Source organism: Peribacillus butanolivorans, from assembly GCF_001273755.1.
Lineage (GTDB): Bacteria > Bacillota > Bacilli > Bacillales > DSM-1321 > Peribacillus > Peribacillus butanolivorans.
Genome location: NZ_LGYA01000001.1, coordinates 787910 through 800950, shown reverse-complemented (window position 1 = coordinate 800950; position 13041 = coordinate 787910). Strand labels below are relative to the sequence as shown.

The window sequence follows — 13041 nt, the reverse complement described above, 5'->3', positions numbered from 1 at the left end:
CACAAAAAGATCTATTTCATCTTCAGTGTCATGCTGTTTTAATATTTTCATTTTACTCGATATATTCCTGAAAATAAAAGATATAGAAAAGTCCCAGCTATAGATTGAAAAATATTGGCAGATTTATAGAATATCTTTTACAATAAAAATAGTTAAGATTGGAGGAATAGTAAATGAACAATCATGAAATAGATTTTAAATTACATGGTGATGATATGCAGTTTGTAGAAGTGGAATTAGATCCTCAAGAAACAGTAATCGCCGAAGCAGGAAGTTTGATGATGATGGAAGATCAAATCAAGATGGAAACTATCTTTGGTGATGGGTCATCAAGCAGTGATAGCGGAATGATGGGAAAGCTTTTTGGTGCTGGTAAAAGACTTCTTACCGGAGAAAGTCTTTTCATGACCGCTTTTACAAACGAAGGGTATGATAAAAAACGCGTTTCCTTTGCTTCACCCTATCCAGGTAAAATCATTCCCATGGATTTGAGTGAGCTCGGCGGAAAAATCATTTGTCAAAAGGATGCTTTCTTAGCAGCAGCCAAAGGTGTATCTGTCGGAATTGAGTTTCAAAGAAAAATAGGAACAGGCTTTTTTGGCGGTGAAGGCTTCATCATGCAAAAACTTGAAGGCGACGGAATGACCTTCGTTCATGCTGGTGGCACGATCCATAAAAAGGAATTGGCTGCAGGTGAGGTTTTACGTGTTGATACAGGCTGTTTAGTGGCTATGACTAGCGGCGTGGATTATAATATCGAGTTCGTAAAAGGCGTAAAAACGGCTTTATTTGGAGGCGAAGGTTTATTTTTCGCAACTCTAAAAGGACCCGGGACCGTCTGGGTACAATCATTGCCGTTCAGCCGTCTTGCCAGCCGTGTATTTGCTGCTATGCCGCAAAATGGCGGCTCTTCTGACGAAGGCAGTATAGCGAAAGGTTTATTCAATTTATTCAACGATAAATAATAACCGGACCTATGGCTGCCACTCTGACAGTCATAGGTCGGTCTATGAAAAGGATGGATAGCTAGATGCAGCTTGTTAAGTGGGCCTACATGAGACGCTATAATATCAAAGTAATTTTCGATCAATTTCCGAACTCTCCTGTTATTTTCCGAAAAATAAAAGATTACTATTTTATATATACCATACAATGGACAGCTGCTGATGCCCCTGTTGGCACTAAAGAGCTTGAAGAAATGGAACAGCTTCTCAATCGGGAGCTGGGAACTGAACTGCAATATCTCTATCGAAGAAAATAGGGTTATTCCTCGTATATCATTTTTCTTGTCATCCCGCCATCGACGATAAGGTTAACACCGGTAACGAAATCATTTTCTGATGCTGTCAAATAGAGACAGGCCCTTCCAATATCTTCTGGTTTACCAACACGATTGGAAAAATGCTGTTTATGATCCTTATCACTTAGCGCTTCATAATCCCCCGTTTCAATCCACCCCGGTGAAATCGAATTAACCGTAATATTCTCTTTGCTGAACGAAGCAGCGAGTGCATGAGTTAGAGCAACGATTCCACCTTTTGTTGCGGCATAGGATTCCGAATCCGGCTCTGACATAATTGCTCTTGTTGATGCCAAATTGATGATTGCCCCTCCCATTTCATTATCTCGCATGTATGTTGCTGCCGCCCGGGAACAAAGAAAAACACTTCGCAAATTCGTATTCATCATATCGTCCCATTCCTCAATCGTCAGATCATATAGAGATTTGAATAAAGCTTTCCCTGCATTATTAATTAATATATCAACTGTCTCGTATGTTTTTCGAGTAACGTCCATCAATTGAAGGATGTCAGCCTCCTTCCGAACATCCGTTTTTACGAATAACGCTTCATACCCTTTCTTTTTGAGTTCCTCTACAAACCGTACACCCTCCTGCTCGTCCAAATCTGCCAGAACGACCGAAGCACCATTTTCTGCGTATTCTTTCGCGACGCCTCTCCCTATTCCATTAGAAGCACCTGTTATAATTACTGTTTTTTTGGTAAAACTCATTATTTTTCCCTCTCTTTCGCTACAAACTTTTTTCCTATCATAATATCCAAATAGCTTCTCTTCAAACACATCGCTAAAATATATGTCATATCTTTTACTTTATTATCAAAAATCAACAATCAATAAAACCCATTATATTTTAGTAGTAGTCCTTAATGATGTATGATAATAGAAACATCATGGTTTAACTAGGGTGAAGAGCACCCACTATTATCTTTCTTACAGTGTAAAAAATCTTATATTGGAGGAATGTAAAAATGGACTTATTAAAAAATGTGTTTTCCTTAGGCTTAGGTGCTGCCGCTGCTACAAAAGAACAAATTGAAAAAGCAGTTGACTCTCTTGTGAAAAAAGGGGATATCAGTAAAGAAGACTCTAAAGATCTTCTTAAACAATGGGTTGAAAAAGGTGAACAAGCCCAAAAACAACTGGATGAGTCCGTCAAAGCTAAGGTCAATCAAGCACTTAATGGTTTGAATTTGGCAACCAAAGAAGAAGTTCGGGAATTAGAACGTCGGATAGTAATTTTAGAGCAAAAAAACCAAAACATACAACCGTGATCTGGAGGAACTTGAATGTTTGGCAAGCGACTGAAACACGCACAACGTTACCAGGAGATCATTAATGCCTTTTTGAAAAATGGCTTTGGCTATTTCATATACCGTTTGGGATTATCTGAAAGCAAATCCGCTTCGAAACTTCAACCCGATGAAAACCTGAACCTTCGTTCAATTGGGGAGCGGTTGCATACGATTTTACAAAGCTTGGGTCCAACATTCATAAAGCTTGGTCAGATTGCAAGTACAAGGCGTGATTTCGTTCCGGAAGAAATTGTCCGTGAACTTGAAAAATTGCAGGACCAAGTCACACCATTTCCATTTGATAAGGTAAGAAAGATTGTTGAAGATGAATTGGGTGATTCTTTAGAGAACCTTTTTCTCGAATTTCATGAACTCCCTCTTGCAACCGCTTCGATTGGGCAGGTTCATGTTGCACGGCTTCCATCACAGGAAGTGGTAGCAATCAAAGTTCAGCGGCCTGATATTCTGCCGACAGTGGAAACCGATTTGGAAATTCTCGATGATTTAGCAAGACTGATGGAAGCACGCATTTCTTGGGGGAGACGATACCAAATCAGAAAAATGATTGATGAATTCGCTAAATCACTGCGGGCAGAACTCGATTATAACTCCGAGGGGCGAAACGGGGAAAAAATAGCCAAACAATTCATGAATAATCAAGGGATTAAGATACCAAGGATTCATTGGGAATTTTCAACAAAAAGAGTCTTAACCATGGACTTTATTCAAGGCATTAAGATCAATCATTATAAGCAGCTTGATGATGAAGGCTATGATCGTCGAAAAATTGCGGAAAGATTAGCGAATTCCATGCTTCAACAAATTTTAATTGATGGTTTTTATCACGGCGATCCGCATCCTGGCAATATCGTCATATTGCCGGGGAATATCGTCGCACTCATGGATTTCGGTATGGTAGGGCGTTTGGAGGATGAGATGAAATTTCAGTTCGCATCACTTGTCATCAATCTAAAACGCGGAAGTACCAATGGACTGATTAAGACACTCTCCGATATGGGTCTTCTTACAGACGAAACCGATATGATTGCGTTAAGATATGATATTGATGAATTGCGAATTAAATATTATGACATCCCATTGAGTCAGATTAGCTTAGGCGGAGCGGTCAATGACCTGTTTACAGTTGCTAATCAGCACCATGTCCAAATCCCTCCCGAATTCACGATGCTAGGTAAGGCTCTGCTTACCATGGAAGCCATTATCGAGGAATTAGATCCTCATTTCAGTATTATGAAGGCTGCTGAACCTTTTGGAGAAAGGTTGTTAAAAGAACGCTATAATCCAAAGAACATCGCCAAGAACACTTGGAATCAATTTGTCGAGACTGCAGAAGCCATGGCCGAACTTCCGAAGGATATTAGAGAAGTAACCGGTATTATTAAAAAAGGAAAATTGCGATTAGATATCAATATCCCCGAGCTTCAGGTGTTTTTACATAAACTTGATCAAATCTCGAACCGGTTGTCTTTCAGTATTATCTTGCTCGCCTTTAGCATAATCATGGTCGGCCTCATTATCGGCTCAGCAATAGGAGGGGAAACTCTTCTTCTTTGGAAAATACCAGTTATTGAAATCGGATTTGTCGTTGCAACCCTGATGTTCTTACTAATGCTTTATACCATTTTTAGATCAGGGAAAATGTAGACTCACGAAAAAAGAGAAAATCCCAATAGTAAGGATTTTCTCTTTTTCATGAATTCATTCATTGGTCATGTGTGCGTCGATCATATGAAACGGCATATACACTATGGCGAAAATGTAAGATCGGATCTTCCGAGCACTCAATGCCAGTGGTGATATTAGTTGGATCAAACAGTAAATTATCTGCAAAAGAATCCAATTTTTTTGTAATGGATAAATGCCCGACCGTGATTACCTGTTTATCTTCCGACCAAACCACGGTTGGATCATCAGTTGGATCATTTTCTCCTCCTAATTGGATGTTCAATTTAAAGCCTATTGGGCCTTGTTGGAGCCTCTCTTCCATATCTTCATTCAAATAATCTGACGAAAGCATGGCTACCTCCTCTTTTGCCAGCATACTCAGACCGGCATCTGGTTCCCACTGATACTTGATGGCCTGACGTCTTCCATCCGCGTTAATGAAATAGAATGCATGAATAGAATAGTACTGACACGTTGAAAAACTGGCAGGTGAACGCATTTCTTTTAGCATTTGAAGACTCGCTTTGCATTCTGGGTATTTTATAAATATTGTTGCAAGCTCTTTTAGGTTTGGAAAACCATCTTTTGCAGATTTGAAAAAGTCGACAATATCAACAAACGCTTCCGGTGTTTTCGCAAAAAATAGCGGAATGGTCACAGTGATAAGATCTGTCACCTCTCCGTCCGGCAATTGAAACTTGACAGCCATTCCCTTTACAGGTGAAAGAGCATCAGAATGACTGGGGATTGGGGAGCTGTTTGAAAAACGAATAGTTACCGGCACTGCTTCATTCTGAAGGTGCGCTGCCACCGTTATTGGAGCCGCTTTTCCGTTAGGGGTAAAAATCCCCTCATAGCCATTCCCCTTTGCATGCGCGCGCCGATACCCAGGAAATGTTCCTGCTACATTCTCAATAACATCTACTGCCCTACTGCCTAGCTCGGATTTCAGTTTTTTATTTTCCTCCATAACTACACCCTCTTTTGTAATACAAATAATTGTTCATTTGTATTACCTCTACCCATTATTCTATTTGCTTATACTATTTAAACTGGCTATAGCACATTCCGCTTAAATCCTTCTTTCACTACACAGCTATTTAATGAACAATAAAACGCCTGGAATAAAATCCAAGCGTTAAATATTATATTCAATTTACAGTTATAGAAGTTTCTCAATATCATTGATAATAAGGTCCCTCACCTTTAAATTGCCCTAAAGAAACTTCCTAACCATTAATACGCTCTTGCTGAAAAATCATAAATGCTCACTTTTTAACTAAATATATATATATATCAAAATGGATTTCTGCTTGAATTAAACTAGTAAAATCTATAATGTTTTTCTGTATACTTTGCGGGTTTTTCGTTATTTTCCACTCGAATTACAATCATAAAAAGAAACGCTAAACCATATTTCTCTTTGAGTTGGTCTTCTTCTTGAACCAACGCCACTCGTTAGCTTAATAAGCTAGATAAAAAAATTAAAGCATAAACGCTGTCCAAAAGTTTTCTTTTGGACAGCATCATCTAGATATAATTCGTTAATTTAATGTTTACTGGCTTTCTCAATGCCCATACCCATGCCGGGAAACCCAATCCTCAAAATCCTATTCTAGGGCCAAATCCCATTCCGGGGCCAAATCCCATTCCAGGACCGAATCCCATTCCGGGACCGAATCCCATTCCAGGACCGAATCCCATTCCAGGGCCGAATCCCATTCCAGGGCCGAATCCCATTCCCATTCCAGGGCCAAATCCCGTTCCCATTCCCATTCCCATTCCGGGGCCAAATCCTCCAAATATAATTCTTTCATCATTTTCTATTTGTTGAGGTTGATTCCATTGGTATTGTAATTCTGTGTACAACATAATTCCTCCTCTATTTTATAAACCACAATAATAAATAATATGTTAGGCTTCGTGTGAATTCTTGGGTATTTAACTAGATCCAGAAATAAACTCCGCAACGGCAATAAAACCACGCTGAAACAGCTTTGATAATGCCGTATCAACTTCTCTCCTGTCATGTAAGTGGACCAAGGGCGTTTTTGAGGATATTATTGTAAGTATGAATTTAGATATTATCGTACATTTAAACCCTTGATTTCATTGAATTTTTTCATTTTTTCTTATTATACTTAAAGTCGTCTCCTACATTGTACGTGGATTGAGTGCAATGGTATGTGATGGTCAATAACTTTGTGGAGATAGGTGCACTAATTGGAGTTTGTGGCCATATCATATCTTAACCCTTGTCCATACCTCCTATGATAAGTAGTCTTGCTGTATGCCGTATGCCGTTACGCGTAGTGCAGTTATACAGGCCCTAGGGTGGGTCATATGAAGGTGCAAGTATTAGGAGGTACGGAAAAGGGTATTTTATTTACGTCCTATATATGGTCCTTCTATCTTGTCCCTATAGCCCATAAAAAAAGAACTAAAAAAGACCCTATAAAAGGGTATTCTTCTTGTTTTTCCGTCTAACTAATAGGTATATCATTACCCCGTAAAATGCTAGGTTACCAATTACCTTTATTGACGTTACCACCATAGCACAAGCAATAGCTACGCACATTTGCAATAAAACCACTTCGATAAAAAACCCCTAAGTTTTGTCTTTCAAGAAAAAGTGCCTTACAGTTTATATGCCGTGCAGCTTACATTCAATAAGAGGTACACCCAATATTTTATCCAATAAACTTGTGTCATTTTCCTGATTAGAGCATAAGGTGATATAACCCATTTAATTAATTTCCTCCTTAAAAACAAATAAGGAGATGTCTGTATGTCAGGTTGTGAATCAAGGTGTGACGACGGTTTTGGATTTGGTGGAGGTTTCGCCTTTATAGTCGTTTTGTTTATACTTTTAATCATTGTTGGAGCTAGCTTTGTTGGTGGATACGGCGGCGGTGGCTATGGTTACGGGGGCGGTTACGGGGGTTACTGCTAAAATAGTATGAAAAAAGCCGACCTTTATTGGTCGGTTTCTTCAATTAATCTGCCCCGATAGTTGCATAAAGAAAAGCTGCCTTAAATACAGCTCTGATCTTCAGCTAACGCACCTTTAGTTGCATAAGAATTCATTGTGGCTATTACCAAGAAGAAATTACAAAAGCTTCAACCAATCGGCTCCGTCCATTACTCTCCGATACATTGGACGAAGCTCTTGAGGACTTCATTCTTTAACTGGAAACAAAAAAGACCCTACTCTTTTCGAAAAGGGTCTTTCTTTTTGGTTATGTTTTAAAATAGTGTTGAAAATTAAGTGATTTTTAAGGAAAGCCCTTTGACTTCCCTTAATTCGCCTTTTAAGAATAATGCGTGAGCACTTGAAGGTCTTAGTGAATAGGTTACACATAAGTCTTATCAATTAACAATTCACTATTTTTGATTTTTTATGTAATTGTAATTATAGTTCTTTTTGACATTTTACCATTATAAATTTAAATGGAGGCTTATTTTCCATATTCTTATGTGGCTCAACAATTTCCGAAAATTCTATCAGTCCATATTTTCCAAATTCTTGTTTTATCGATTCAGAATCATAAAAAAACATTTTTACCCCTTCCATTATCTCGAAATAGTCTTTACCCAGTTGTTTGCCCTTTCCAAACATTGGGGCTTCTTTTGAAATAGTAGTAAAAATCATATATCCGTTTGGCTTTAACTGATTATAGCAATCCTTAATAAACTTATCTCTCTCACGATTATTCAATAAGTGAATAAGTGCATAACAAAATATACCATCATAAAGTTTGTTATCAAAAGGCATATCGGTTACGGAACCATGAAAAATACTAATATTAAGCCCCTTTTGCCTTGCCAATTCAATCGCTGTTTTTGAAATTTCAATACCTGTTACATTTATTCCGTTGTCAATAAAAACCTTTGCATTTCTACCATATCCAATACCAGGAAACAATATATCCTTAACTTTCTTTTCAAGGAAAAAGTCCTTTGTCAAGATTGCTGAGTCTGAAGATTCAAATCCCCACATCATTTGTTTTTATATAAAACTTGATTCCCAGAATTCTGTCATACCTCAATCTCCTTTACAAATATTGGCTCTCTTTCTTTAATATCTGCTGTTTTTGTATAATCATAGGCTACATTACATTGAACCATGAAGTTCTTTACCTTTATTGCTTCTTTATCATTTTCAAATAGTTCAAGCCATTTGAACCAGTACATATAGTTACTGATATATTTAGTTGCAACACCATTTAAACCTATTCATCCACGTCTTTACATTATCCGAAAATCGGTACTTTTTATTCAACTAACCTGCCCCGTTTGTTCAATAAGAAAAGCGATCCTTATTAAAGAATCGCTCTTCGTTAGTTTAATTGAACTTATTCACAATGTTACATATCTATTGGAGAATTACAACAATGTCATTTATCTTTAAACCTTAAACATGTATAACCCCGTCCTAAAATTAGGACAGGGTTAACATAAAGTTGTTTAATTATTGATAAAAATACTTCACCCAACTTAAAACATAACAATAAAGCGTTTAGAACTAGGTTACATCTATTTCTACATAAAGTTACTTCTGCAATATCTGAATAAGGTTGCCGCATGTATCGTCGAAGACAGCTATTGTGACTTCGCCCATTTTTGTCGGCTCCATAGTAAACTTCACGCCGTTTTCCAATAATCGTTTGTACTCTTTATGAATATCTGCAACGCCAAACATTGTTGCTGGGATGCCTTCGGCAAATATCTTCTTTTGATACTCCTTTGCGGCAGGATGCTCATCCGGTTCGAGTAAAAGCTCGGTACCGTCATGATCATCGGGAGAAACAAGCGTAATCCACCTAAATTTCCCCATGGGAACGTCATGCTTTTTTACAAATCCCAGCTTTTCTGAATAAAATTCCAGTGCCTTGTCTTGGTCTTGTACGAATATACTGGTAACAATGATTTTCATAATGTTTTGCCTCCTTTGATATTTACCACGTTGGTGCTCTGCAAACAATCTGGCTCCAAGCAGAAAAACCCCTACATTCGTCAGAAGTTTTTAAATAACTTACTCTATCCATCCTTTTAGCAAATTTCTAAGCGGTTCGTTGTTAAATATAACTACTCGATATTTTCCCTCTCTTTTTGATTTTACGAGCCCTGCATCTTCCAGTATAGAAAGATGTTTAGCTATCGCCTGTCGCGTAATGGAAAGGTCGTGCTTCGTAATAAGACGTACCGTAAGTTCATACAACGTCTGCTCGTTACGTTCAGAAAGTTCGTCTAATATTAGCCGTCGAGTCGAGTCTCCAAGTGCTTTGAATATAGCGTCTTTGTCCCAATTCATATATCGAGTATAAGCAACTCTACGGTTGCTCGTCAAGTATAAGCAACTGTATGGTTGCGTGATAAAGGAACAGTACCATGCAAACATTAGAGTCACATAATAGTAGTTTGAACCATTATAGAAAAATAAATTATTAACACTTTTCTTCTTCAATTAACCTGCCCCGTTTGTTCCATAAGAAAGGAGCTGCTTATCAGCTCCTGGTATTGAAGTAAAGCACCTGTTAGAGGAATAAGAAAAAAGAGATTTACCTCGAATTGAAGTACAGTGTCTAATCAAATTATTTTTCTAATGCCATATTAACAGATTCAATAGCATGTATTTCTGTTGTATCAAATAATGGCACTTCTGAATCCTCAGGTTTTACTAATAATCCAATTTCTGTGCAACCTAATATTATTCCTTCAGCTCCATCATTAACTAAACTCTTGATAACCTTTTTGTAATAATCCCTTGATGATTGTTGAATTTCCCCTAAACATAACTCTTCATAAATTACTTTATTTATAACTTTTCTATCCTCATCATTTGGTATCAAAACCTTAATACCATTAAACTCTATTCGTGTTTTATAAAAGTCTTGCTCCATCGTATATTTAGTACCAAGTAAACCAACCGTACTTATTTCGGACTTTTGAATTTGATTTGCTGTTGAATCAGCAATGTGTAAAATAGGTAAGCTAACTTTTTCTTCAATATATCTAATCACTTTATGCATCGTATTTGTACAAATTACAATAATTTCTGCACCAGCCTTTTCCAAGGACTGAGCAACATCCCCTAATAGTTTACCAGAACTTCCCCAATCGCCTTCAGCTTGATAGCGTTCGATCTCTTCAAAATCTACGCTATATAAAATGCACTTGGCTGAATGCAATCCTCCCAATTTGGTTTTCACTTCTTCGTTAATAATTCGATAATATTCTAACGATGACTCCCAACTCATTCCACCAATAAGACCAATAGTTTTCATAAATATTCCCCTTTCCATTTGAAATATATTAAAAATTTTATATAAATTTAATAGACATAATACAATATCTTTCTTATTAATTAAACCTGCCCCGTTAGTTGCATAATTAAAATGACGAAACTTCGTTATTGAATTGTTGCACCCATTAGCTATTTAACATCTGTGATTAATTCGTAAAATAAGCCATTAAGATTAAGTCATAGTATGTTTCATTATCAATCTTTATAGCTTTCAATTTACGCCCTTCCTCAACAAATCCAAAATTTTCGTATAAACAAATTGCATTCGTATTATCAGCAAATACTTCCAAGCAAACTTTTTCAATTAAAGGGTTGTCTATTGCCCAATCCAACAATTCAGTTAGCAATGCTTTACCAACTCCTTGATTTCTATATTCGTTAGCAACACTCATACCAAAGGCACCTTGATGTAGAATTCGCTTTTTATGACCATTATGAAAATCTAAAAAACCTATTATTTCTTCTTGATATTCAGCTATAATTGCTAACTTCCCATTGTCTTCAACTATATGTTTTAAAAATTGTTTTTCTTGATCATAAGATACTTTGAATTCAGTCTCGGTAGTAAGTAAATAAGGTGCTTCACTAATAATAGCCTTATTAAATCTTAGCACCTTCTCCGCGTCTTCGGGTAAAGCTGTTCTCAATAAAAATGATTCACCGTTCTTTGTTATGAAATGCTTTGGCTGAAACTGTCCCATAGAAACCACCTTCATATTTATTTCTTATATAATTTCTACAATTTACAGGTAAGACCTCTTAAACTAAACTGCCCCGTTAGTGCCATAAGAAAAAGGCTGCCTAAGCAACCTTCCTTATTGAAGTAAAGCACCTGTTAGCTTAACAAGGTATGTATAGATTATTTTTCAACTTTAATGCATGTTCATTCGAATATAGGACGCATAAAGCTTCTCTCATAACTTAAAATACATTTAGTCTCTTCTGCAAATTTATATGCTTCTTGACATTCTTCATCCAATGCCATTTTTACTCGGTACTCTTCATATGCTGCTAAACTTGGGAAAGTGAATAATGCATAAGCAATATTATTAGCACCCTCATGTGGAAGGAAATAACCCTGATGTGTACCGCCTAATTTATTTACTAATCGAATCCACATCTTACCATATTCCTCGAACTCATTTAATTTATATGGGTCAATAACATATTTCAAATAGCATGTAACCATTTTAATCCCCCAAAAAAATCTATTTTTTTCCATCATAAATATAATTCGACTAACCTGCCCCTATAATTGCATAAGTAAAGGAGCTGCCGATCAGCTCCTGATAATGAAGTAAAGCACCCTTTAGTTGAAGATGATTATTATCGGTATTTATTGTGAACAGGTTTAAACAATTCTTCATTAGTATTTCTAACAAGTGAAAAATTGTCTACATTATAGTGACCGTGAAGGGTTTCATTGTGATGAAGGATTATTTGTTTTGCAGATAAGTTTTTGGAATCAGAAGTAGAATGTCCATCACCAACTAATGTTACATCAAAATGGTTGATTGTTGCTGTTCTAACAGCTGTATCAATACAATGTTCCGTCTTACATCCCATTATTACAATATGGTCTACATTGTTTTTACTTAAATGTTCGTGTAATGGAGTGCCATAAAACGAATTTGTGGCAGCTTTATCAAATATGATAGCAGTTGATGGTACTCTAATATCCCTGTGTATCTGGAATCCAGGTCCTTCTCCATTTGAAACATCTAAATCTCTTATAAAAACAACGGAGATACTTTCATTTATCGCTTTTTCAATTACAGTATTAATGTTATTAACGATTTTTTCTTTCTCAAAGACTCCTTGTTCTTCTTTCTTACCTTCTATTAATTCCTGTTGAGCATCGATTATCAGTAATGTTTGTTTCAATATTTTCCCCCCTAAAGTTATTAGCAGTTAGTTTTTTTCAGTTTTTTTATTAAATATCCGATAGTATTTAAGCATTTCTTACAAAGCTCTTTATATTTTCGTCAAAAGATTTACTAATTCCTTCCTGAACTGTCCTGCTCCTTTAGTTGCATAATCGAGTAGGGGGGAAAATAAGTTTATTTTCGCCCCTCTCACAACACCGTACGTACGGTTCGCGTATACGGCGTTTCAATTTATATCACAGTGTGTACTTTTAGATAATGTTCTAAAGCAGAGGGGACTCCCCTCTGCTTTAGTCTTTTGTTTGAGATTGCTCTTTGGACGACTTTGGATACTCCTATGAATCGGTAACCTTTTCGACAGTAGGTTAATCCTTTCGCTTCTTCCTCCGGAATTCCTAGTTGAATAAGCGATTTAATTTGTTTCTTCGCTACTTTCCATTGTTTCCATATGATGACCCTAATTCTAGAGCGAAGCTTTGTGTCTATTCGTTCCGTCGTTTTTTTCATGTTTGCCACTCTGAAGTAGTTTACCCATCCAACTATTACTTGGTTCAATTTCAATATTCGG

The 13041-nt window shown here is 36.8% G+C and carries 15 protein-coding genes and 3 pseudogenes; 5 read left to right on the top strand and 13 right to left on the bottom strand.

Going from position 1 to position 13041, the window contains the following annotated elements; translation table 11 throughout:
• The first annotated feature begins 173 nt into the window (after positions 1-173).
• Entirely contained in the window at positions 174-965 is a 792-nt protein-coding gene (locus AKG34_RS03860; protein WP_053344859.1) for a TIGR00266 family protein, read from the top strand.
• 65 nt (positions 966-1030) lie between these two features.
• Positions 1031-1261, top strand: a complete 231-nt coding sequence (locus AKG34_RS03855; protein ID WP_053344858.1) for a protein YuzH — start codon at positions 1031-1033, stop codon at positions 1259-1261.
• A gap of 2 nt (positions 1262-1263) precedes the next feature.
• Here the strand turns inward: AKG34_RS03855 and AKG34_RS03850 are convergent, their stop codons facing one another.
• Entirely contained in the window at positions 1264-2013 is a 750-nt protein-coding gene (locus AKG34_RS03850; protein WP_053344857.1) for a glucose 1-dehydrogenase, read from the bottom strand.
• Positions 2014-2270: 257 nt separating this feature from the next.
• Here AKG34_RS03850 and AKG34_RS03845 point away from each other — a divergent pair, with 257 nt between their 5' ends.
• Positions 2271-2573, top strand: a complete 303-nt coding sequence (locus AKG34_RS03845; protein ID WP_053344856.1) for a phasin family protein — start codon at positions 2271-2273, stop codon at positions 2571-2573.
• Positions 2574-2588: 15 nt separating this feature from the next.
• On the top strand, positions 2589-4259 hold the full coding sequence (locus tag AKG34_RS03840) for an ABC1 kinase family protein (RefSeq protein WP_053344855.1): 1671 nt from the start codon (positions 2589-2591) through the stop codon (positions 4257-4259).
• Positions 4260-4317: 58 nt separating this feature from the next.
• Here AKG34_RS03840 and AKG34_RS03835 read toward each other — a convergent pair whose 3' ends face one another.
• The 3 genes and pseudogenes from AKG34_RS03835 to AKG34_RS03830 form a co-directional block, all read right to left on the bottom strand.
• Complete coding sequence (locus AKG34_RS03835; protein ID WP_053344854.1) at positions 4318-5250, bottom strand: catalase family peroxidase; 933 nt, start codon at positions 5248-5250, stop codon at positions 4318-4320.
• Positions 5251-5548: 298 nt separating this feature from the next.
• A pseudogene (locus tag AKG34_RS29800) lies at positions 5549-5708 on the bottom strand (DUF4279 domain-containing protein); the annotation flags it as partial.
• A gap of 174 nt (positions 5709-5882) precedes the next feature.
• A complete protein-coding gene (locus tag AKG34_RS03830; RefSeq protein ID WP_180320454.1) occupies positions 5883-6149 on the bottom strand; it encodes a hypothetical protein in 267 nt (88 codons plus the stop codon).
• A 919-nt stretch (positions 6150-7068) separates the two neighbouring features.
• Between AKG34_RS03830 and AKG34_RS26510 the strand changes: the two are divergent.
• Positions 7069-7185: pseudogene (locus AKG34_RS26510) on the top strand (YjcZ family sporulation protein); the annotation flags it as partial.
• A 507-nt stretch (positions 7186-7692) separates the two neighbouring features.
• Here the strand turns inward: AKG34_RS26510 and AKG34_RS03825 are convergent.
• The 9 genes and pseudogenes from AKG34_RS03825 to AKG34_RS03785 all read right to left on the bottom strand — a co-directional run.
• Positions 7693-8283, bottom strand: coding sequence for a class I SAM-dependent methyltransferase (locus tag AKG34_RS03825; RefSeq protein WP_236694872.1), 591 nt, complete (start codon positions 8281-8283; stop codon positions 7693-7695).
• A 35-nt stretch (positions 8284-8318) separates the two neighbouring features.
• A pseudogene (locus AKG34_RS03820) lies at positions 8319-8535 on the bottom strand (IS1595 family transposase); the annotation flags it as partial.
• Positions 8536-8832: 297 nt separating this feature from the next.
• A complete protein-coding gene (locus AKG34_RS03815; RefSeq protein WP_053344853.1) occupies positions 8833-9216 on the bottom strand; it encodes a VOC family protein in 384 nt (127 codons plus the stop codon).
• 99 nt (positions 9217-9315) lie between these two features.
• Positions 9316-9594 carry an ArsR/SmtB family transcription factor gene (locus tag AKG34_RS03810; RefSeq protein ID WP_053347978.1) on the bottom strand — a complete coding sequence of 93 codons (279 nt, stop codon included), beginning with the start codon at positions 9592-9594 and terminating at the stop codon, positions 9316-9318.
• A 280-nt stretch (positions 9595-9874) separates the two neighbouring features.
• Positions 9875-10567: an aspartate/glutamate racemase family protein gene (locus AKG34_RS03805; protein ID WP_053344852.1), complete on the bottom strand. Its 693-nt coding sequence runs from the start codon at positions 10565-10567 to the stop codon at positions 9875-9877.
• A 166-nt stretch (positions 10568-10733) separates the two neighbouring features.
• Entirely contained in the window at positions 10734-11288 is a 555-nt protein-coding gene (locus AKG34_RS03800; protein ID WP_053344851.1) for a GNAT family N-acetyltransferase, read from the bottom strand.
• Between the two features lie 182 nt (positions 11289-11470).
• On the bottom strand, positions 11471-11776 hold the full coding sequence (locus AKG34_RS03795; protein WP_053344850.1) for an NIPSNAP family protein: 306 nt from the start codon (positions 11774-11776) through the stop codon (positions 11471-11473).
• Positions 11777-11913: 137 nt separating this feature from the next.
• Positions 11914-12471, bottom strand: coding sequence for a cysteine hydrolase family protein (locus tag AKG34_RS03790; RefSeq protein WP_053344849.1), 558 nt, complete (start codon positions 12469-12471; stop codon positions 11914-11916).
• A gap of 233 nt (positions 12472-12704) precedes the next feature.
• Positions 12705-13041, bottom strand: a 337-nt coding sequence (locus tag AKG34_RS03785) for a group II intron maturase-specific domain-containing protein (RefSeq protein WP_330219138.1), incomplete at its 5' end; no start/stop codon positions are given.

Coding starts and splice junctions, on each gene's coding strand:
- AKG34_RS03860 (WP_053344859.1), top strand. CDS start 174: ATGAACAATCATGAAATAGATTTTAAATTACATGGTGATGATATGCAG.
- AKG34_RS03855 (WP_053344858.1), top strand. CDS start 1,031: ATGCAGCTTGTTAAGTGGGCCTACATGAGACGCTATAATATCAAAGTA.
- AKG34_RS03850 (WP_053344857.1), bottom strand. CDS start 2,013: ATGAGTTTTACCAAAAAAACAGTAATTATAACAGGTGCTTCTAATGGA.
- AKG34_RS03845 (WP_053344856.1), top strand. CDS start 2,271: ATGGACTTATTAAAAAATGTGTTTTCCTTAGGCTTAGGTGCTGCCGCT.
- AKG34_RS03840 (WP_053344855.1), top strand. CDS start 2,589: ATGTTTGGCAAGCGACTGAAACACGCACAACGTTACCAGGAGATCATT.
- AKG34_RS03835 (WP_053344854.1), bottom strand. CDS start 5,250: ATGGAGGAAAATAAAAAACTGAAATCCGAGCTAGGCAGTAGGGCAGTA.
- AKG34_RS03825 (WP_236694872.1), bottom strand. CDS start 8,283: ATGATGTGGGGATTTGAATCTTCAGACTCAGCAATCTTGACAAAGGAC.
- AKG34_RS03815 (WP_053344853.1), bottom strand. CDS start 9,216: ATGAAAATCATTGTTACCAGTATATTCGTACAAGACCAAGACAAGGCA.
- AKG34_RS03810 (WP_053347978.1), bottom strand. CDS start 9,594: ATGAATTGGGACAAAGACGCTATATTCAAAGCACTTGGAGACTCGACT.
- AKG34_RS03805 (WP_053344852.1), bottom strand. CDS start 10,567: ATGAAAACTATTGGTCTTATTGGTGGAATGAGTTGGGAGTCATCGTTA.
- AKG34_RS03800 (WP_053344851.1), bottom strand. CDS start 11,288: ATGGGACAGTTTCAGCCAAAGCATTTCATAACAAAGAACGGTGAATCA.
- AKG34_RS03795 (WP_053344850.1), bottom strand. CDS start 11,776: ATGGTTACATGCTATTTGAAATATGTTATTGACCCATATAAATTAAAT.